This window comes from Blastopirellula sediminis, assembly GCF_020966755.1.
In the GTDB taxonomy this organism is placed as follows: Bacteria; Planctomycetota; Planctomycetia; order Pirellulales; family Pirellulaceae; genus Blastopirellula; species Blastopirellula sediminis.
This window is the reverse complement of record NZ_JAJKFT010000010.1, coordinates 1,978,680-1,999,308: the sequence shown is the minus strand read 5'-3', so window position 1 is coordinate 1,999,308 and position 20,629 is coordinate 1,978,680. Positions and strand designations below refer to the sequence as shown.

At 59.9% G+C, this 20,629-nt stretch carries 14 protein-coding genes; 6 read left to right on the top strand and 8 right to left on the bottom strand.

Annotated elements, in window-relative coordinates:
• The first annotated feature begins 42 nt into the window (after positions 1-42).
• Both LOC68_RS19660 and LOC68_RS19655 read left to right on the top strand, forming a co-directional pair.
• On the top strand, positions 43-1,767 hold the full coding sequence (locus LOC68_RS19660) for a HEAT repeat domain-containing protein (RefSeq protein ID WP_230221899.1): 1,725 nt from the start codon (positions 43-45) through the stop codon (positions 1,765-1,767).
• 213 nt (positions 1,768-1,980) lie between these two features.
• Entirely contained in the window at positions 1,981-6,420 is a 4,440-nt protein-coding gene (locus tag LOC68_RS19655) for a PAS domain S-box protein (protein WP_230221897.1), read from the top strand.
• Here LOC68_RS19655 and LOC68_RS19650 read toward each other — a convergent pair.
• Positions 6,417-7,343: a malate dehydrogenase gene (locus LOC68_RS19650; RefSeq protein ID WP_230221895.1), complete on the bottom strand. Its 927-nt coding sequence runs from the start codon at positions 7,341-7,343 to the stop codon at positions 6,417-6,419. The two genes, LOC68_RS19655 and LOC68_RS19650, sit on opposite strands and share 4 nt — an antisense overlap.
• Positions 7,344-7,602: 259 nt before the next feature.
• Here LOC68_RS19650 and LOC68_RS19645 point away from each other — a divergent pair, with 259 nt between their 5' ends.
• Complete coding sequence (locus LOC68_RS19645) at positions 7,603-8,925, top strand: APC family permease (RefSeq protein ID WP_230221894.1); 1,323 nt, start codon at positions 7,603-7,605, stop codon at positions 8,923-8,925.
• A gap of 118 nt (positions 8,926-9,043) precedes the next feature.
• On the opposite strand, the gene LOC68_RS19640 is transcribed toward LOC68_RS19645, so the two are convergent.
• Entirely contained in the window at positions 9,044-10,303 is a 1,260-nt protein-coding gene (locus LOC68_RS19640) for an NAD(P)/FAD-dependent oxidoreductase (RefSeq protein ID WP_230221892.1), read from the bottom strand.
• Between the two features lie 69 nt (positions 10,304-10,372).
• A complete protein-coding gene (locus LOC68_RS19635; protein WP_230221890.1) occupies positions 10,373-10,879 on the bottom strand; it encodes a MarR family winged helix-turn-helix transcriptional regulator in 507 nt (168 codons plus the stop codon).
• A 176-nt stretch (positions 10,880-11,055) separates the two neighbouring features.
• Between LOC68_RS19635 and LOC68_RS19630 the strand changes: the two genes are divergently transcribed.
• Complete coding sequence (locus tag LOC68_RS19630) at positions 11,056-12,327, top strand: exo-alpha-sialidase (protein WP_230221888.1); 1,272 nt, start codon at positions 11,056-11,058, stop codon at positions 12,325-12,327.
• 34 nt (positions 12,328-12,361) lie between these two features.
• Positions 12,362-13,837, top strand: coding sequence for a hypothetical protein (locus tag LOC68_RS19625; protein WP_230221886.1), 1,476 nt, complete (start codon positions 12,362-12,364; stop codon positions 13,835-13,837).
• Here the strand turns inward: LOC68_RS19625 and LOC68_RS19620 are convergent.
• The 5 genes from LOC68_RS19620 to LOC68_RS19600 all read right to left on the bottom strand — a co-directional run bounded on the left by LOC68_RS19620 (position 13,834) and on the right by LOC68_RS19600 (position 19,461).
• On the bottom strand, positions 13,834-14,091 hold the full coding sequence (locus LOC68_RS19620) for a hypothetical protein (protein ID WP_230221884.1): 258 nt from the start codon (positions 14,089-14,091) through the stop codon (positions 13,834-13,836). The genes LOC68_RS19625 and LOC68_RS19620 overlap by 4 nt on opposite strands.
• A 52-nt stretch (positions 14,092-14,143) precedes the next feature.
• On the bottom strand, positions 14,144-14,629 hold the full coding sequence (locus tag LOC68_RS19615) for a hypothetical protein (protein WP_230221882.1): 486 nt from the start codon (positions 14,627-14,629) through the stop codon (positions 14,144-14,146).
• A 104-nt stretch (positions 14,630-14,733) separates the two neighbouring features.
• Positions 14,734-16,014 (bottom strand): hypothetical protein, encoded by a 1,281-nt coding sequence (locus LOC68_RS19610; RefSeq protein WP_230221880.1) that lies wholly within the window; start codon positions 16,012-16,014, stop codon positions 14,734-14,736.
• A gap of 154 nt (positions 16,015-16,168) precedes the next feature.
• Positions 16,169-18,844 carry a serine/threonine-protein kinase gene (locus tag LOC68_RS19605; protein ID WP_230221878.1) on the bottom strand — a complete coding sequence of 892 codons (2,676 nt, stop codon included), beginning with the start codon at positions 18,842-18,844 and terminating at the stop codon, positions 16,169-16,171.
• A 20-nt stretch (positions 18,845-18,864) separates the two neighbouring features.
• On the bottom strand, positions 18,865-19,461 hold the full coding sequence (locus LOC68_RS19600) for an RNA polymerase sigma factor (protein ID WP_230221876.1): 597 nt from the start codon (positions 19,459-19,461) through the stop codon (positions 18,865-18,867).
• A gap of 329 nt (positions 19,462-19,790) precedes the next feature.
• On the opposite strand from LOC68_RS19600, the gene LOC68_RS19595 reads away from it, so the two are divergent.
• The gene (locus LOC68_RS19595; protein ID WP_230221874.1) at positions 19,791-20,567 is read left to right on the top strand and encodes a hypothetical protein; all 777 of its coding nucleotides are present in this window, start codon (positions 19,791-19,793) and stop codon (positions 20,565-20,567) included.
• Positions 20,568-20,629: the final 62 nt, after the last annotated feature.

Here is a 20,629-nt window from a genome sequence, read left to right as displayed (position 1 = left end):
AACCACACGTCGCTGGCGACGTACTTTTCTGCGGAGTCTGCAATGATCAAACGACTGATGTTTTCCGTGGCTTTGCCGTTGGCAGCCGCTTCGATCGTCTGGGCCGACGCGGCCGATTCGGTCAAAGCGTTGTCTGGCAAAGGAGCTGATGCGGTCGCCGCCGCTGACGCCCTGGCGCGTAATCCGGAAGACGCCGATAAGGCGGTCCCGGCGTTAATCGCCGCGATGGGAAGCGACGACAGTGAGTTGCGTTGGCATGCCGCTCGAGCATTGGCCGAATACGAAACCGAAGCCGCGCCGGCCCTCGCCGCTTTGACCAAAGGCCTGGACGATCCCGACATGGAAGTTCGCGCTTACAGCGCGTATGCGATCGGCGAGATTGGCGAGAAGGCCCTGCCTGCAGTTCCCGCGCTGATCAAAAAGATCACTGACAAAGAAGCGATCGTCCGTCGCGCCGCGATGGGCGCCGTTCGCAAGCTGCCGACCGATCCGAACGAAACGTTGCCGCTGATCGCCAAGATCCTGGATGAATCGGATCCGGGCGTCGTCGTTCCCGCGCTGCACACCTTGGCCGAAGCGGGCAAAAAGTCGTTGCCGGTGCTGAAGAAGGCTTTGACCACCGAACGTGGTGCCTACTGGGCCTGCTTGATCGCTGGCGAAATGGGACCCGAAGCAGAAAGCGCCGCTCCCAACCTGGCCGAAGTTTTGAAGTCGCACAAAGACCCCGATACCCGCATGCAAGCCGCCGTCGCCTTGGGCCAGATCGGCCCCGGCGCCAAAGCGGCTGTCGGCCAATTGGCCGCGAGCCTGGAAGCGGACGACTCGATGGCGGTCCGGTACGCTTCGGCGTACGCCCTGGGCATGATCAAAGACTCCGCCTCGGAAACGGCCCTGGAGTCGGCTTCCGCGTCGAAAGATGAGTTCATGCACATGCTGGGCGAATGGGGCATCGCTCGTCTCCACCCGGAAGACAAGGAAGCGGTTGAACATGCCGTGGAAGACTTGGTCGAAGGGATGAAGAGCGACAACGCGAACGTTCGCGCCGCCGCCGCACGCTGCCTGGCCGAATTGGACGCTCCTCGCGAGATGGTCGCTCCGGTCTTGCTGAAGGCGCTCACCGAAACCGACCCGACAGTCGTCGTCCACTTCCGCGAAGCGATCGTCTCGCTCGGACCGAAGGCGACGCCGCGACTGGCGAAGGCTTTGGAGATCGAAGGTCTGCGGATGCACGCTCTGTCGATCCTTCGCGAACTCGGCCCGGACGCCAAAGCGGCTGTTCCGGCGTTGATCGAAACCTTGAAGGTTGACGATGCGGAAGTGCAAAGCGAAACGATGATGGTTCTGGGCGGCTTGGGTCAATCTGCCGCTCCGGCGACCGAATCGATCGCCAAGTTCCTGGCCAGCCCGGAAGCTGGTTTGCAGCAAAGCGCCCTGTACGCTTTGGGCACCATCGGCCCGTCCGCCAAAGCGGCGATCCCGCAGATCACTCCGCTTCTGGACAGTGACGTCGAATTCACAAAGGTCGCCGCTGGTTGGGCGATCGCTCATATCGATCCGACTAGCGACGCCGCCGCCAAAGCGACGATCGTCCTGGCCGCGGCCTTGACCGAAGGTTCCGATCTGGTCCGCCTGGAAGCGGCGACTTCGTTAGGCATGTTCGGCAAGCAGGCCGCTTCTGCCAAAGCGGCGCTGACGAAAGCGGCGAGCGACGACGCCTCGGAAGCGGTTCGCGCCGCAGCCGCTGAAGCGTTAACCAAAGTGCAGTAGTACGGCGACGCGCACGATCGAGAGAAAACTTGAGCCGCTCCTCCACCCTGAGGAGCGGCTTTTTTTGTTGGTGTGCAAAACTGCGGAACTTTCCGCGTCGTGCGAACGTTCGATTGGCTGTCAGCTTTGCGCGGCATACGATAGCATAAAGTTGCGGCAGCTCTCCGATCCATTCATCCCAATGTGCCGGCGATACCTACCCTGAGACTGCTAGTGTCGAAAATCCTGCAATCCAACTTCTTTGGATACGTGGTGGCGATCGTCGTTTCGGCCGCGTGTTTGGGGCTGGGACTGCTTCTGACCGCTCAGTTAGGCGAATCGGCCGGCATGATGCTGCTGGTCACCGCCGTCCTGATCGCTTCTTGGTGGGGAGGACTCTATCCAGGCCTGATGGCGACTGCACTTTGCGTCGTCGTCGGCTGCTACTACTTTTTGTCTCCTCTCTTTTCGCCGCGCGTCGATAGCGCCGGCGATCTGCTCCGCGTCGCTCTCTTCTTTGTGATCGGCGTGACGATTGCAATCGTCAACGAGGCGAAACGCCGCGCCGTCGTGCGAGAAGTCAAACGTCGCGAAGAGCTGCGGTTGATTATGTCGAGCATCGGCGACGCCGTGATCACGACCGACGTCAACGGCAAGATCACCGGACTGAACCCCGTGGCCGAACAGTTGACCGGTTGGATGACGACCGACGCGGTTGGTCGCCCGCTGACGCAAGTCTTTCGCCTGGTCCATCAACATTCGCGGAAGACGATCGACAACGTGGCGCTGCGTGCGGCCGCCGAAGAAGTGACCGTCGGCGCGGCGGCCGATTCGATTTTGATCGCCAAAGATGGTCGTGAATTGCCCGTCGAAGACAGCACCTCGCCGATTCGCGATAGCGGCGGAGAGATCATCGGCGCCGTGCTCGTCTTTCGCGACGTGACGGAGCGGCGCACGACGGAACAGCGTCTGCAAATCAGCGAAGAGCGGTTTCGCGCTTTGGTCAAAGCGACGGCGACCGTCGTCTGGACTACCGCGCCCAACGGCCAAACGATTGAAGACTCGCCGACCTGGCGAGCGTTTACCGGCCAAACGCTTGCCGAATGGCAAGGATCCGGCTGGCTCAACGTCGTCCACCCCGATGATCGCGAACAAACCGCCGAATACTGGCGTAACGCGACCGCCGACCGCACCGCCTATGAGTGCGAATATCGCTTGCGCCGCGCGGACGGCGAATACCGCTGGACCAAGGTCAGCGGCGTGCCGGTCCTGAACGCCGACGGTAGCGTCCGCGAATGGGTCGGCATGAACGTCGACATCACCGACGAACGGGCCGCTGCCGAGAAGATGCGCGAGAGCGAACTCCGGTATCGCCTGGTGAGCGAAGCGGCCAACGACGCGATCTGGGACTGGGATCTGGAAACCAACAAGGTTCGTTGGAACGAAGGGATTCGCCGTAACTTCGGCTATACCAAGTCGCAGGTCGGCGCCGACGCCGGTTGGTGGAAGGCCGGCATCCACCCTGACGATCGCCAACGCGTCATCGAAGGAATCCAACTCGCGATCGACTCTGACCAAGAACGCTGGACCGACGAGTATCGGTTCCAAAAAGCGGACGGGGACTACGCCTACGTCGTCGATCGCGGGCGCATCGTGCGCAGCGACGACAAACCGGTTCGCATGGTCGGATCGATGCTCGACCTGACCGAACGAAAACGTAATGAGCAGATTCTGGCCGAACGCTCCCGCCTGTCGGCGATGCGGGCCGACGTCAGCGGCTGTTTGACGACCGGCGAACCGATGTCCGACGTTCTCCAGCGCTGCGCCGAAGCGCTCGTCCGACATCTCGATACGGCGCTGGCGAGAATCTGGATCGTCGACGAGTCGAACGAAGTCCTCGACTTGAACGCCAACGCCGGCGAACAAGGACATTTGCTTGACCTGCATGAGCGGGTCATGATCGGCGAAGGCAAGATCGGCCGCATCGCACGGCAATGCCAGCCGCTGGTCACCAATCAGGCGCCGCTCGACCCCAATATCAGCGACCCGCAATGGGCGATGCGCGAAGGGATGGTCGCGTTCGCCGGCTATCCCCTGACCGTCGAAGGTCGGGTGCTCGGCGTCTTGGCGACGTTCGCACGGCATGAACTATCGGATGCGATCCTCAGCGACTTGGCGCCGCTTGCCGACTCGATCGCTCAATACGTCGTCCGTAAGCGGGGCGAACTAATCCTCGATCGCTTAACGGCCGAAGCGGAGCGACAGCGCCGACTCTATCGCACGATTCTTTCGACCATTCCCGACCTGGTCTACGTATTCGACTTGCAACATCGCTTCACTTACGCCAACGAAGCGCTGCTGAAGATGTTGGGCAAACCGTGGGACGAGGCGATTGGCAAGAATTGCCTGGAACTGGGCTATGAACCTTGGCATGCGGAGATGCACGATCGCGAAATCGATCAGGTGGTCGCGACGCGATCGGCGATCCGCGGCGAGGTCCCCTTCATCGGCACCAGCGGACGCCGCATTTACGACTACATCTTTCTGCCGGTCTTCGGCGCCGACGGCGAAGTGGAGGCGGTCGCCGGGACGACCCGCGACATTACCGAGCTGAAAAAGACCGAAGAGGCGATTCGCGAAAACGAAGCGCGCTTCCGCCAGTTGGCCGACGCGATGCCGCACATCGTCTGGTCGGCGGGCCCCGACGGCGAAGTCGACTATTTCAACAATCGTTGGCATCAGTTCACCGGCTTCGAGCGCGGCGCCGACGACGACCGCAACTGGGAACATTTGCTCCCGCCCGACGAGTTGAATGCATTTCGCGAAGCCTGGGACGAGGCGGTGCGCAGCGGCGTCCCCTTCGAAATTGAGCATCGATTTTTCGACCAGGCCGACAACGCTTATCGCTGGTTTTTGACGCGTGCGGTTCCGGTGCGCGACGCCGCCGGAGATGTCGTCCGCTGGTTCGTTTCCTGCACCGACATCCAGCGTCAAAAGCGAACCGAACAGATCAATCGCTTCGTGGCGGACGCCAGCGCTTGCTTGACTTCCGATCTCGACTACGAGACCACTTTCAAAGATTTGGCGCGGGTCGCCGTGCCGAACTTCTCCGACTGGTGCGCCGTCGACCTGCTCGACGAAGAGAACCAGCCGCGCCGCGTAGCGCTAATGCATCAGGATCCGGCGAAGATCGAGCTGGTCAACCGAATGAACGCCGATTATCCGCCGCAGAAAGACGATCAGTTCGGCATTTGGAACATCATGCGGACCGGAGAGCCGGTCCTGTGGGAAAACGTCACCGAAGAGAAGCTGCAAGCCAACGCCAGCAGCCAAGAGCTGCTCGCGATCCTGAAGTCGCTCCAGCTCAAGTCGTACATCGGCGTCCCGCTCATTTCGCGCGGCAAAGCGATCGGCGTCCTCACGTTCAGCATGGCCGAATCGGGACGCCTATTCGATAGCGAAGCGCTGCGAGCCGCGGAAGACGTCGCTCGCCGCGTCGCCGTCGCTTTCGAGAACAGCGTACTTTATCAACAGCTGCGCGAGGCCGATCGCCGCAAAGACGAGTTCTTAGCGATGTTGGCGCACGAACTCCGCAATCCGCTCGCGCCGATCCGTAGCGGCATCGACATTCTGGAAATCGACTCTCCTCGCGGCGCCGAAGTGCTTGACGCGATGAAAGATCAAGTGGAGCACTTGGTTCGCTTGGTCGACGACTTGCTCGACGTTTCCCGCATCATGCGCGGCAAAGTTGACCTACGACTTGAAACCGCGTCGTTGTCGGCGATCGTCCTGCGGGCCGTTCAATCGGTGAAATGGCTCTTCGACGAAAAGGATCACCAGCTTGAGGTCAAGCTGCCTGACCAGTCGCTACCGGTTCACGCCGATCCGGTTCGCATGGTTCAGGTCCTGAGTAACTTGCTGAACAACGCCGCTAAGTACACTGATCCCGGCGGTCATATTCAACTTGAGGTCGAGCGCGTCGGCGACAACGCTCAAATCCGCATCACCGACGACGGCATCGGCATCGAGCCTGAATTGACCGCCCATGTCTTCGACCTTTTCACCCAGTCGTCTCGCGCGCTGGATCGCGCACAAGGAGGACTTGGCATTGGTTTGACGCTGGTCCGCAACCTGGTCGAGATGCATCATGGGACAGTCAACGTGAAGAGCAACGGCGCCGGTAACGGCAGCCAGTTCATCGTCGAACTGCCGATCTCCGACGCCCCCATCCCCGCCGAAACCGTAATGCCCGACGATGCGTCGAACGTCGCGCGGCGGATCCTGGTCGTTGACGACAACGTCGGCGTCGCCCGGATGTTGTCGCTGCTGCTGGGCAAACTTGGCGATCACAAAATCGAAATGGCGCATGACGGTCCAACCGCGATCGCGAAAGCGTGCGAGATGGCGCCCGAAATGATCTTCCTCGACATCGGCTTGCCCAACATGGACGGCTACCAGGTAGGTCGGCGACTGCGGGAAGAGTCGGAGTTGGCCCAAACGCTACTGATCGCGTTGACCGGTTACGGCAAAGACGAAGATCGTCGCAAGTCGGCCGAAGCAGGCTTCGACGAGCACCTGGTGAAGCCGCCGGCGCTCGACGTGCTACGCAGCCTCTTTTCGCATCCGAAGTTAACCGGCGCTGATCCTTCGCCAATCGAACAAGAGGGCGACTAAGAAACGGCCGCCAAAGAAGGCGCCAAGATATCGATCGCTTCGCGAATTCGTTGCGCTCCGCGATGGAACGTCGCTTGCTCCGCTTCGTTGAGTTCAGGACGGAGCACCCGCTCGATGCCGCGACGTCCGATCACCGCCGGCAAAGAGAGGCAGACGTCTTTCACGCCGTAGTAGTCGTTGATTCGCAGACTGACCGGCGCCGTGCGACGTCGATTGTTGCGGATCGCGTCGAGAATCATCATCGTCGCGCCGGCGATCCCATAGTTGGTATAGCCGCGAGTTCGATAGATCTTGCCGGCCGATTCCGCCGCCTGACGTGCGAGCGACATTAGATCGTCATCCGGCTTCATCGATTCTCCCCCCAGAGAAGCGGTGCTGAACGAGGCGACCTGGTCCTCGCCATGCTCGCCGATCACGTAGGCCCTCACATCGCTGGTATGAACGCTGAGTCGCTCCGATAGCAGCCGGCGCAGCCGAGCGGTATCGAGCAGCGTGCCGACGCCAAAGACCCGCTCCTGCGGGAAGCCTGAGACTTGCAGCGCAAACCACGACATCACGTCGACCGGATTGGTCACCATCACGCAAATGGCGCTGGGACTCGCCGCCGCTAGAAGCGGCATCCGTTGGCTGAGCCGCTGCAAGTTGCCTCGCGCGGCGCTATAGCGATCAACGTCGGCGCCGGTGCTGGGAGAAGCGTCGCAGTAGAGGATCACGTCCGATCCGGCGGCGTCCATATCGCTTCCCGCACGGACATCAACCGAGTGCTCCTCGAGCCCGGCGGCATGATTCAGATCGTCCGCTTCCGACTTGGCGATTTCCGTGCGGCGCGAGACCAGCACCAGTTCGTCCGCGAGCCCCTTCAATACAATCGCATGGGCGACGGCCGATCCTACTTTGCCCAGCCCGATCAACGAAACCTTCATTCAGCCAATTCCTCGCAACGATCAACGCCTCACACTCGCATTCTAACGCGAGGTACCGCGACCGCGTCATGGCGAAAATCCCGCATTTGGCGCCTTTTTTCCCGATTTTCATGCCGGCTATGGCAGCGCGAAAGCTCCGTTTATTCTTTCCTTTTTTGCCACAGGCAGTTTGTCGCCAAGCGTTTGCCGGGATTCATTCACAGCGCGGCAACGAGTACGCTAAAGCGACATCCGCACCCCTCTCATACCGCAAACTTTCGTGAACGATGTCCCGCCCGATTCTTCCGACGCCAAGCAACCGCCGCGACTAAAGCGCGAAGTCGGCTTGGCCGGCGCGATCTTACTGGGTCTCGGCTCGATCATCGGCACCGGGATCTTCGTCAGCATCGGCATTGCGGCCGGAGCGACTGGTCCCGCACTGTTACTGGCGATTCCACTCGCCGCTTTCTTGGCGATCTGCAATGGATTGAGCAGCGCCCAACTAGCCGCCGCTCATCCAGTCAGCGGCGGAACCTATGAGTATGGTTACCGCTGGCTGCATCCGAGCCTTGGCTTTCTGGCCGGTTGGATGTTCGTCGCGGCCAAGTCGGCCTCGGCGGCGACCGCGGCACTGGGGTTCTCCGGCTATCTCCTCAATCTGCTGAAGATCGACGCTGCCGCCTGGCGATTGCCGGTCAGCCTGCTGATTGTACTGCTCGTGACCGGAGCGATTTTGACCGGGATTCGGAGAAGCAATTTCGCCAATGCGGTTCTAGTATCGACGTCGCTACTGGCGCTCGCTCTTTTGATCGCGTTTGGGCTACCAAGCGTTTCAAGCGAACAGCTCACCCCCTTCTTCGCTCCCGTCACAGCCGCCATGACGCCGACGCTCGGTTTTGCTCAGGCGGTCGCCCTGATGTTCGTCGCCTATACCGGCTACGGGCGCATCGCGACGCTCGGCGAAGAGGTCGAAAACCCGCGGCGGACAATTCCGGTCGCGATCATCGCCACCCTCTTCATCGCGATGGCGTTTTACTGGCTGATCGGCCTGGTCGCAATCGGCGTACTCGGCGCCGAGGAACTTGCCTCCGCCACGCTCCATCAAGGAGCGCCCCTCGAAATCGTCGCGATGCAAATTGGTTCGCCGCTACTCGCGACGGTAATCGCCATCGGCGCCACAACCGCCATGGCCGGCGTCCTTTTGAACCTGGTTCTGGGACTGTCGCGGGTCGTGTTGGCGATGGGACGCCGCCGCGATCTGCCGGCGATCTTTGGAGAACTAAACGCCTCCCACACGACTCCCACTTTCGCAGTGCTGCTGGTCGCGGCGATCGTGATGGGCCTGACGCTGATCGGCGACGTGAAGACGACCTGGTCGTTCAGCGCGTTCACCGTGCTGATCTACTACGCACTGACGAACCTGGCGGCGATTCGCCTGGCGCCAGAGGAACGTCTCTATCCAGCGGCGTTCGCGTGGATCGGACTGGCGATTTGCTTGCTGTTGCCGTTTTGGGTCGACCGCGCGGTCTGGCAATCGGGCTTGGCGCTGATCGCTGCCGGCTTAGTTTGGCACTTCATTGCGATGCGTTTGCGCAATTCGTAGCCCGAAGCGCAAGCGAGGGAAATGCGGTCAACCATTTCCCTACATCCATGAATGGCTGACCTCATCGCCCTCGCTCACGCTTTAGGCAAAGAAGTGGATGACGCAACGCCGGAAAGAACTAGTCCTGCTCTTTCGCCGCCATCAGCTTGGCTTCTTCATCCTCGGCCTTCACCAGATCCATCGCGGCGATCACTTCGTCCAAGTCGTCTTTGAACAAGTCGCCGATCAACAGGTCGGTAACGCGACCAACAAAGTGCGGGAAACGGCGAATGAAGCGACCGAAGTTGAACCCTTCGTAGTACTCCGAAACGAGACGGCGCATCCGTCCCATCCCGACCAGGTAGTCAGGGAGCCAATTGCCAAGCTGCTCTTTCGACGTGTCTCCCTTTTCGAGGGCGTCGCAAATCGCATCGGCGGCGAGTTGGCCCGACTTCAGGGCAAGCAACACGCCGGACGAGTACAGGGGGTCAAGGAAGCCGAACGCGTCGCCGACCAACACCCAACCGTCGCCGGCGCCTTCGCTCGCTTTGTAGGTGTAGTCCTTGGTGGCGAAGATCTTTTCGACCTGCTCGGCATTGGCGATGCGCTCTTTGACCGCCGGGCAGCGATCGAGCTCTTCGGCATAGGTTTGCTCGTGGCTCTCCCGGCCTTTGAACAAGTAGTCAAAGTCCCCCACCACGCCGACGCTGACGATGTCGTCATGCAACGGGATATACCAGAACCAACCGTTCTTCCCTTGGACGCTAAGGACGACGGTCGCCCCTTCGTCTTTTCCGACGTCGCGGTAGGCGCCTTTGAAGTAGGTCCAGATGGCGCCTTTGTTCAGTTCCGGATCGGGCACGCGCAGCTTGAACTTGTTGATCAGCATCGAGCTTTGACCGCTCGCGTCGACCACCACGTCGGCGAAAACTTCGCGGGTTTCGCCGCTCGCGTCGACCACCTTCACACCGATCGCGCGATCGCCGTCAAACAGGACGTCGAGCACGCGGGCTCCTTGATGAACCGTCACGCCATGTTCGGCGGCGTTGTTGATCATCATCAGGTCGAACTCGCTGCGGCGAACTTGCCAGGTCTGCGAGCACTCGTGCGGTTTGTTGTCATGAAAATAGAAGGGCGCCGACAGTCGGCCTGACTGACCGACGAACTGCACGCTGTATTTTTTGATGAAGTGGCTGTCCTTCATCTTGTCGAGCATGTTAAGCCGCTTGAGGACCCAGTAGGTTTCGGGAATCAACGATTCGCCGATGTGGTATCGCGGGAAAACCTCGCGTTCGAACAACTCAACGCGGTAACCCTTTTGCGCGATCAAGGTCGAAACGGTCGAGCCGGCCGGGCCGCCGCCGATGACGACGACGTGAGGTTTTTCGTTGGCGATCATAGTGCTTTGTTCTTCCACCACAGGTATGTCGATAGGCGAGAAAGCGTGTATTGGGTAGGAACCGAAAACCTATTGATCGACTAACGAAAGATTTTCGGCGTCTTCGTGCGGCTCGCGGGCCGCTTTGAGCAACGTGACCAGCTGCTGCAGCGATTTTTCGTCCAGATGCCCCAGCTGCCGTTCGTGGCACTTCCGCACCGCACTGTCGAGCTGATTGACCAGCTTCAGTCCTTCCGGCGTCAGACGGACTTCCACAACACGGCGATTTTCCGGGGGGCGATGTCGCGCGAGCAAGCCGCGCTGCTCCAACTTGTCGAGCAAGCGGGTCATGTCAGGCGCCCGGCTGATCAGCCGACCTCCCAACACCAACGTCGGCATTCCTTCCGGATAAACCGACCGCAGCAGCCGCAGCGTGTTGTACTGCTGGGCCGAGATTCCCGACTCGCTGAAAGTCTCATCTTCCAGCGCCTTAAGCCGGTCGTAGGTCCGCCACAGGTTCAAGAAAACTTCCTGCTGAAGCGAGTCGAACTTGCGACTTCGCCGGGCCGAACCAGACTTGGGACTCGAGGCGCTCATTCTTTTTCACAATATCCGTCAAAACAATACACGTCAAGACAACTGTTGCGTTTCAGACGCCCCAAACGGGTGATCGCCACGGCAGAAAAAGGTTGTTCCGAGGACGCTTCTGCGGTAGCGTTAAATCGCTCACCAAGCCGAGCCCCTCCTCCGCTCCTCCTGCCGAAAGTCACGCCATGATTTCGCGACGCACCTTCCTCCACTCGTCCCTCTGCAGCGGCGCATCGCTGCTCGGTTTCGCTTCTTCCGTTTCCAGCTTGTTGGCGGATGGGTCGACCAGGCCGAACTACGACCTGACGCTCGACGTTCCGACCAAGCTGTACGACGGCGAAAAATGTTGGTGCCATCCGCGGGCCGGAATCGTCCCCGGCATCGGCAAGGAAGGAGCGCCGCGAGTCGTCATGACCATGAACACCTTGCACGTCAACGGCAGCGACGTCTTCAAGGGAATGTTCAGTTTCAAGACCGATGATCTAGGAGCGACTTGGACGGCGCCGGCCGAACAGGAAAACCTGGCGGTGCGAACCGAAACGATCGATGGGGTCGAGCGACCGGTCGCCGTTAGCGACTTCTGGCCGAAGTGGCATGCCGCGTCGAAGACTTTACTGGGGACGGGCCACTCGGTCGTTTATACGCCTGACTGGAAGGTGAAACATCCCCGCCCCCGGCACACGACATATTCGACCTACGATCCGCAGCACGACCAGTGGACTGCCTGGAAGAAGATGGAGATGCCGGCCGGCGACAAGTTCGCCAACAGTGGCGCCGGCTGTACGCAGCGGGTCGATCTGGCCGACGGTTCGATCCTGCTGCCAATCTACTTCAGTCCGCCAGAACAAAGCGCCCACGTTACCGTCGCTCGCTGCACGTTCGACGGCCAGACGCTCCGTTACGTCGGACATGGAACCGAACTGGCCGTCGACGACAAAACCCGCGGTCTGCATGAACCGTCATTGGCCAAATTTGGCGATCGCTTCTTCCTCACGATTCGCAACGACCTGCGCGGCTTCGTTACCCGCAGCGATGACGGACTGAACTATGAGCCGATTCGCGAGTGGAAATTCGACGACGGCAGCGAGCTGGGCAACTACAACACGCAGCAGCATTGGGTCACCCACAGCGACGGGCTCTTTCTCGTCTACACGCGTCGCGGCGCCAACAACGATCATATCGTTCGCCATCGAGCGCCGCTGTTCATGGCCCAGGTCGATCCAGAACGGTTGTGCGTGATCCGCGAGACCGAACGAATCCTGGTGCCGCAGCGAGGCGCCCGACTTGGCAACTTTGGCGTCGCCACCGTTAACGAGCACGAAACCTGGGTGACCGTCTCCGAATGGATGCAGGACGGCAGCAAAACGCACATCATGCCGATCAACAACAAATGGGGAAGCGACGGGAGCGTCTTCGTCGCCCGCATCCATTGGGACCGGCCAAATCGCCTGGCGTAACCTGAATTTGCGTCAGCGGCTATAATCGTCCGACATGGAATCGACCAAGACCAAGAAGGGTCAAAACCAGTTCGGCGACTTTCAAACTCCGGCGGCGCTCGCCGACGAGGTCTGTCGGTTGCTCGCCGCGCAGTCATTTTGTCCGGCGACGATCGTCGAACCAACCTGCGGGCAAGGCGCCTTCGTCCACGCAGCGCTGGCCCACTTTCCCGACGCTCAGGTTATCGGCGTCGAGATCAATCCTGCCTACGTCGAAGAGCTGAGCAAATCGCTCCAAGGGGAAACTCGGGCGACCATCGAGTTAGGCGACTTCTTCGGCGTCGATTGGCAAGCAAAGCTCCTTCAATTTCCGCAGCCGATCTTGATCGTGGGAAATCCTCCCTGGGTTACTAACGCCCAGCAGAGCCTGTTCCAAAGCGACAACTTGCCGGAAAAGTCGAACTTCCAAAAGCAATCCGGCATCGACGCGATCACCGGCAAAAGCAACTTCGATATCTCGGAGTGGATGATCCGCCGCCTGATATCGCTGTTAGCGGACAACGACGCTCAGATTGCGATGCTTTGCAAAACGATGGTCGCTCGCAAGGCGTTGCACGCCGCCTGGAAAGAATCGCTGCCAATCGCCCAGGCCGAGATCCGCAAGATCGACGCGGCCGAACATTTCGGCGTAGCGGTCGACGCTTGCCTATTTACCTGCACGCTTGGCGGAACGAACGCAACCACTGTTTGCCCCACCTTCCCCACACTTGACGCGAACGCTGCTGAAAGCGAATTGGGATTGGTTGACCAGTCGCTAGTCCGCGACCTGCACAACTTCCAGCGGTGGAAACATCTTGCCGGCGAATCTCCCTATCAATGGAGATCCGGCATCAAACACGACTGTTCGAAAGTGATGGAGCTACGTGCGGAGGGAAAACGCTTTCGCAACGGACTGGGAGAAACCGTCGAACTGGAAACCGATTATCTTTTTCCGATGCTGAAAAGCTCCGAAGTTGCCGCCGGCGCCGCGGAGCCCAGTCGTTGGATGCTGGTTCCCCAGCGGAAGACGGCCGATCCTACGGACAAGATCGAACAGCTTGCCCCGAATACTTGGAGCTACTTGCAACGTCATGGCGAATTGCTCGATCGCCGCCGCAGTTCGATCTATCGTCGCCGCCCTCGCTTTTCGGTCTTTGGAATCGGCGACTATACCTTCGCCCCCTGGAAAGTCGCCATCTCCGGCTTCTACAAGCGACTCCAGTTTGCCGTGATCGGCAGCGCCGGCGACAAGCCGATCGTCGTCGATGACACCGTTTACTTCCTGCCGTGTCAAAGTGAACGAGAAGCCCAACTGCTCGCAAAGTTGCTCCATTCGGAACCGGCCCAACAATTCTACGCATCGCAAATCTTCTGGGACGCCAAACGCCCGATCACGGTCGACTTGCTGAAACGGTTGGACCTGCAGGCGTTGGCGAAAGAATTGGGCGCCGAGGACAAACTAGCTGATCTGATCGCGACGAGGCTCGTCTAATCGCGGCGAATCCCGGCGGCGTACTTCGCAAAGTCGATCAGCCCGGCGAATTTGTAGCCAGGGTCGACGTAGTGCTCGATCACGTAAAAGGCGAAGTAATACGCGCGGCAAAAGGCCCAGATCGAAAGACAGAGTAGGCCCGCGACGCGCCAGTCAGGAGCGAACAACAAAAGCAACGTCGCCGCGAACAGTCCCAGCAGGATGAACAAGATTCCCTTCGCCCAAATCGCCGTTGCGTTCTGCAAATCGCCCATCGTCAGACTCCGTATGGAACCCCCCAAGGCTCTTCCGGAAGTCTAACGATTATCAGGGAAACTCGCCACGATCAGGCGCGTTGCGTTTTTCGATTCGCGTCTGGAGAAACTCGGCGAAGTTCTCGGCGTCATCCGTCCCGACGAAGACCTTTCCTTTGTCGAGCTGAATCTCGACGCAGTCGTAGCCCCAGATGTTCCAGACCCAGCCTCCGCGCAAGCTGTAGTGGACGCCCCAGCCGTCCAGGAAAGTCGTGCGGCTTACCTGAGCGGTACGCATCTTCGCGTAGCGGATTCGCCGCCACAACAGCGGCAATGGTCCGAACGAAATCAGTAGCTCATCGTCGTCATCAGAAACCGTCAAATGCCGAAACGCGCCTGCCAGGTAAAGCGTGGAAAAACCGGCAAAGGCGACCACCGCCGAGGCGACCGGCTCGTTCCACAACATCGCGGATGAGATGAAGCACGGAATCGATATTCCGGCAATGAGCCAGCAAAAGGGCCCCTCCTGGGTATGGCGATAGGTCGAGTGGCCGAACATGGCGAGATCCTGGAACGAAGCCGATTCAGCGGCGGCGCAAAAGAACGTCTCTAGAAGTCTATTCGATTGTCGCGTGCCGATCTTGTCGCCGCCAAGCGGGAATCTTAGAACCCGCGATTGAGCTGCACCAGGTACTCGGCGTCGAAGACCTTCTCGGCTCGTCCCGGGAAGACGGCGCCGCTACGAAGTTGCCAGCCGCATCCAAGCCCAACCTGTAAACCGGCGGTGAAATTCAGAACTTCGTAGGCGGGGCTGACCGCCGTGTTGACCGAAGCGGTCGTCAACGTGCCGACGGCGGAAAACTGATCGTCCTCCGCCAGCGGCGTCGTATAGTGCAGTTCGCCGACCAGGGCCAAACCCTTGTTGCAACCGCACGGGGGAACCAGCCAATAGCCGCCGCCGATATCGAAGCCGAGCAGCGCCGGTTGATTCACGCGGCCGATTAGACTGCTGGCGCCGGTATCGTTCAGCGTGACGCGTAGCGGATCTCCCTGCGACGCAAAATCGATCTGCGTAAACATATGCCCAAACCAGCAGCCGCTTCGCTGAGTCATCGCAAGATAGGGAACGAAGTGAACCGTTTGGCTATCGAGCGACGCTTGAATCGGGCCGTAAGTGACGAGACCAGCCGAACCGGTCGGCACTTCCAACCCAAGGCCAGCCGACAGCGCGAACCCTTCTTCGGCGTACAGCAAACGCTTCAGGATCAGATTCATGTTGCCGACGTTATGCCCTTGGACGCCATAGAGAGACGCCGTCGCCGGCGATCCGGCGATGCCGTCGGCGCCAAAGGCTCCGCCAAACGGCATCCGCAGTTCGATCGAGGTCCGTCCCGCGTCGAGTAGCTTTTCAAACGCAAAGACGGTGCGATGGAGCGACTGCGAACTATCCTGCGGCGTCAGACCAAAGCGACCATCGGTCTGTACGTCGAGCGCATTGTGAAAGTAGTTGTAGGCGACCCAGACGCGGTCCGAGGGTGGCGCCTGATTGTTTTCAGCGACGCTCAATCCAGAGATCGCGGCGGCAACCGGGATTTCAGTTCCCAGCGCAGGACTTCCGCTGGCGGTGGGGGTCAGCACCAGCGTCGGCCCGCTCACGCGACGATCGCCGAACATCTCCGGTACGTCGAGCAGACGCGAACGACTGCTGGAACGATAGTAGGCGTCCAGTTCGTCCGAGGTGGAAGGGCCGCTCGTCGTGCTAAAAAGCGATGCGAACGGGCTAATGTAATTGGCCCGGTCGACCAACTGATACGGCATCCCAGGAAAGGCCTGAGCGACGATCGGCCCCTCAGGTATCTGCGAAGGCTGGGCCGCCGCGAAGGTCGTGAGGGCGCAGACCAACCCAATCGCTAGCACAAGCGCAACGGCTTTCTGCTTGTTCATGGGGGACTTCCTTGTCAGCGGCTTGCGACGATCGATTCGTTACTTGCGCAGCGCTCCCCTTTCATGCCAAGGGAGCGGCACATCCCCTCTATCGTCGCTTGACCGCGCGCCCCTTGCGGAAAGTTGCATGAATTTTTCCCCCAGTCGACGCAGTTTAATCGAGCGAATCGGCCAGTTGCTCGATGGCGTCCCATTCGTCCCGCCACTGTTGCGTCCAAATCGCCGCGTAGGCGGGATTCTCTTTCGTGTTGTTGTTGACCTGGATCGCAGCTCGCAACTGTCGTTTGGCCAAGCCCTTATCGCCCAGTCCCAGCGTGATCAGTCCGTGCTGGCGAAGCGAAACAAGTCGGATGCGCATCGCCTCGACCGACTGGTCTTCATCCCCAAGAGGTCGAATCAGGTCCTCATGCACTTTCCGCCAGTTCGTGTCGGCGGCGAGATAGTTTCTGTTCTCCAGCAACATCCCGATCGCTTGCTGCGAGATTTCGATCAGGCGAATCCGATACGTCCGATTGTCAGGTGCTAGCATCATTGCCGAGGGAAGCAAATCAGCCGCTTTCTGCAGCGAAGGAGATGGGTGATCCTCCAGCAGCGACATCGTCAACAAACATTCGACGTAGCGTTGCCATAGCCGAGCGTCGGTCGAATATCGATGGGACAGATCTTGAAACCGATGAGTTGCGTCTTGCAGCAGCTCGAACGCTTTCGGGGAAGCCCCTTGCGACAACTCCAATCGAGCCAAGTTGAATTGCCCCTGGGCGAAGTCGCGGAGCAATTTTGGATCATTGTCATTGTCACGCAACAATTGATGGCGAGCGCGCTGGGCGACGACTTGGGCTGTTTGCGATTCCTCTTTCTTTCCTTGCGCGGCGAGGATTAAAGCACGATTCATCCGCGCGTTAGCCAGCTTACGACGCGGTTCCATTTCCTGCGGAGCTTCCTTGACGACCGCTTCACGCAGGGCAATCGCCTTTTCAAACGCAGCCATCGCTTCCGCATCTTTTCCTTCCCGATGAAGCGTCTGGCCAAGACCGTTCCAGCTATCGCTCAAGCTCGTGCGAACCTGTCGCGTCTCGGCGACTTCTTTCGGCAGCTTTTCCCCCTCGGCGATCGCCTTTCTAAACAGTGCCGCCGCTTCTGCGGGTTCATGCGTCTCCAAATGGAGCAAGCCAAGCTGCGTGCGCGCTTCCTGCAAATCGGCCGGCAACACTTCGTTTTCATGGGCGAGGGCGATCAACATCTGGTAGTGCTCGAGCCCGCGTTTCAGCAATTCGGCCCGAACCGCCTCCTGCCCCGGCTGCTCAAGCAGCGGCTCATCTCGGATGAACGTAAACAGTTCATTCACCGCCAATTGCCCTTGGCGGTTGTTCTGCATCACCCGAGAGAGTTGCAGCTGGGTGCTATACCATCCAAGCCCGGCGATAATCGCGACCAGCAGCAGCGACGCAGCCAATCCAGCCGAGAGCGCAGCGACCTTCGGGTTGCGGCGACGCCAACGATCGAGTCGTCCCCACATGCCGATTGGCCGCGACTTGATCGGCTCGCCGCGCAGATAGCGTTCGAGATCGTCGGCCAGTTCGTCGGCCGACGGAAAGCGAGACCTCGGATCCTTTTGCAAACAACGGAGACAGATCGTTTCCAAGTCGCGATCGACCTGCGGATTCAAATCACGCGGTGAGACCGCCTCTTCTTCCAGCACTTGCCGTAAAGTTTCGGCCGGAGTCGCCGCTTGGATCGGCGGTTTGCCGACCAAGAGGTGATAAAGGGTCGCACCGAGGGCGTAGACGTCGGCCCGCACGTCGATCGCGTGCGAGCTCCGAATCTGCTCCGGCGCCATATACGTCGGCGTACCAAGCACCTCGCCGGTCAGAGTTAACTGTTGCTCGGCCGACATCAAACGGGCCAGGCCGAAGTCGGCGACCAGCACGCGATCGTTCTGCGGATCGAGCATCAGGTTGTGCGGCTTCAAGTCGCGATGGAGCAGGCCTTGAGCGTGAGCCGCAGCGACGCCGCGCGACGCTTGGGCGATGTAGCGAGCGGCAACCTTGTTGCTCAGCGGATTCTTCCGCACCTCCGAGGCCAAGTCGCCGGCGACGATCGGCATCGTGTAGTAGAGACTGCCGTCCGCTTCGCCGACGTCGTAGATCGGCATGACATTGTCGTGCGACAAGTTGGCGGCGGCCCGAACTTCCGACTCGAACCGGATCGCGATTTCATCCCGGATCTCCGGCGGGGCGCCGCTGAAGCCGGCGATCTTGATCGCCACCATCCGGTCCGCCTTCGCCTGGTGAGCCCGATAGACCTTTCCCATCCCGCCGCGGCCCAGTAGTTCGACCAGTTCATACGGACCAAATGCACTGGGAAACGTCTCGCCTGCGGACGAAGGGCGAAGCGTCGAATATTGACGCGTTTCGTCGGCAGGCGGGCCATTCGCATTTGGAAACGAAGAGGGAAGCAACTGCAACTGCGGAAACCGCTGCTGGTATTCGGCCTGCTGCGGCGGAAAGGGAGAGTCTTTCCGCGCGTAGATCTCTTGATCGACTAGCCGTTGCAGAATCGACGGCTCGTGCAGTTGCGGAAACCGATCGAGATACTTTTCCACCAGCGGCTGCTGATCGAGCGTCAACGTTTCGGTAGCCGAATCGATTCCGACGGAGTGTGTGGAAAGTCGTTGCCAGCGAAACTCTAGATCGATGCAAATCAACTCTTCGAGCGTCGGCAAATACGACGGAGCGTCCGGCGTCGGCAGATAGTCGACGATATCGCCGCATTGGCCTCGGAGCCAATCGGATTCAAAGTTGCGGCGGATCTCTTCGTCAACTGCGTTCATGCCAGACCTGATAGTTTCGACTACGACAGACTCAAATCCGCTTGCAGAATCGACTGCAACGATTCGCGGATTTTGGTTTGCATCCGCCTCACAGTCCGTTGACTGCAACCGACGGCGGCGGCGATTTCATCTTGCGTCTGACCGTCGAGGGTCCGCTGCAAGATCGCTTGTTGTTCGGCGCTGAGGTGCTTCAGGATCGATTCCAGGAAGTCGTTGAAATCGATCTCGGCCAGCGCGTCCTCTAGTTTGTTTCCTTTGCCGCCAGCCGGTTCTTCGGCCAGCGATTGCTCGCGATCCATTCCGCGGCAAGCGCGACCATGAAAGCGGGCCTGCATCCGGGCTTTGTTCAAGGTGATCGTCAGCAAGAGTCGCCATAGGTCATTGCGGTCTTGCAACGCAAACTCTCCCTGCCGAACTCGGCGGAAGAACGTGCGACAGGCCGACTGCACCACATCTTCCGGATCGACGCGGCGCTTCAGCTGTTGCGACAACTGGCGATCGGCGACCCGATGAAGCGGTCCGGCGTAAGTCCGCCAAAACTCTTCCTCGATCGCCGGATCGCCGGAAGCGAGCGCCGCAAACCATTGCTGGTCGGGCCAAACGTCTTGCTCATCCATGCGGCTGGTCTCCTTGCATAACAGGAACAAAGAAATCGGGGGCGTCCTAAATGAATGGATCGCAGCTGCAATTTCTTTCAAAGATTGCCGTGAAAGATCAGAAGCGGCCAAGAAATCTTATTTTTTCACAGGAATCGCCCGGTAGCCAGAATAATCGTCCCAGGGCCGGGGGGTGGAAGAGCCAAAACCGCTGAAAACGCCCCCCAAGCGCAGATCGGGGAAAAATGTTTCTTGTTTTTTGTCCGGTTGGGGCCGGCCAGGTCAATCCTCCTAGTGAAGCGACGCACGCTGTGAAACGTCGCCTAGAAGATTCCAATCGGAGAATAACGATGCTTTTGAATTTGCAGAAATGGTTCGGCGCCGTCACCTTGCTCGGCGCGTCATTCGTCACCACTTCGCTGGTCTATGCGGACCATGCCCCACACCCCACCAAGCCTCCCAAGGAACAGCGGGACTTTATCTTCCGCGACCTGAAGAAGCCCCCGATTCCGCCCAAGTCGTCGACCATGCCGCGACCGTTCGGCCTGACCTCGGCGAACAGTTCGGCGGCGAAAGACGCTCCTAAGCCGGGCGATCCGCCGTCCGACTGGCGTAAAGACTGCTTTGGGGATTACAAGCCGAAACCGCGGCCGAAACCGTCGCTGTCGACCTCGCAAATCGGCTATAGCGTGCCGAACAACCCGGCCGCCAAAGACGCCCCCAAGCCGACCGACCCGCCGAGCAAATGGCGCAAGTACATCTTTGAAGATTACAAGGCGCCCAAGCCGCGACCGAAGGGTCAGACGTCGACCTTGCCGGTCGGCCTGACCGGCCAACAAGGTTCGTCCGCCAAGGACGCTCCGAAGCCGACCGACCCGCCGTCCGACTGGCGCAAGTACGTCTTTGAAGACATCAAGGCGCCCAAGCCGCGGCCGAAAGGACAAGTTCCTTCGTCGAACCTCCCTCCGGTCGTCGGCGGCAAGCAGAAGGTCGGCTTCCCGATCCCGCGTTCCACTCCGCTTCCTTCCCACATGCCGGGCGGACCTGGCTACCCGAAAGATGTGAAACGTCCTCCTTACACGCATCCCCCGCGTGACATCAAGGCGCCGAAAGGTCCGCAGTACTAATTTTTCCTTTTGCGACGCCCCGCGATTGCGTCTCCGCGGGGCGTCCCACTTTTTTTCGCAAG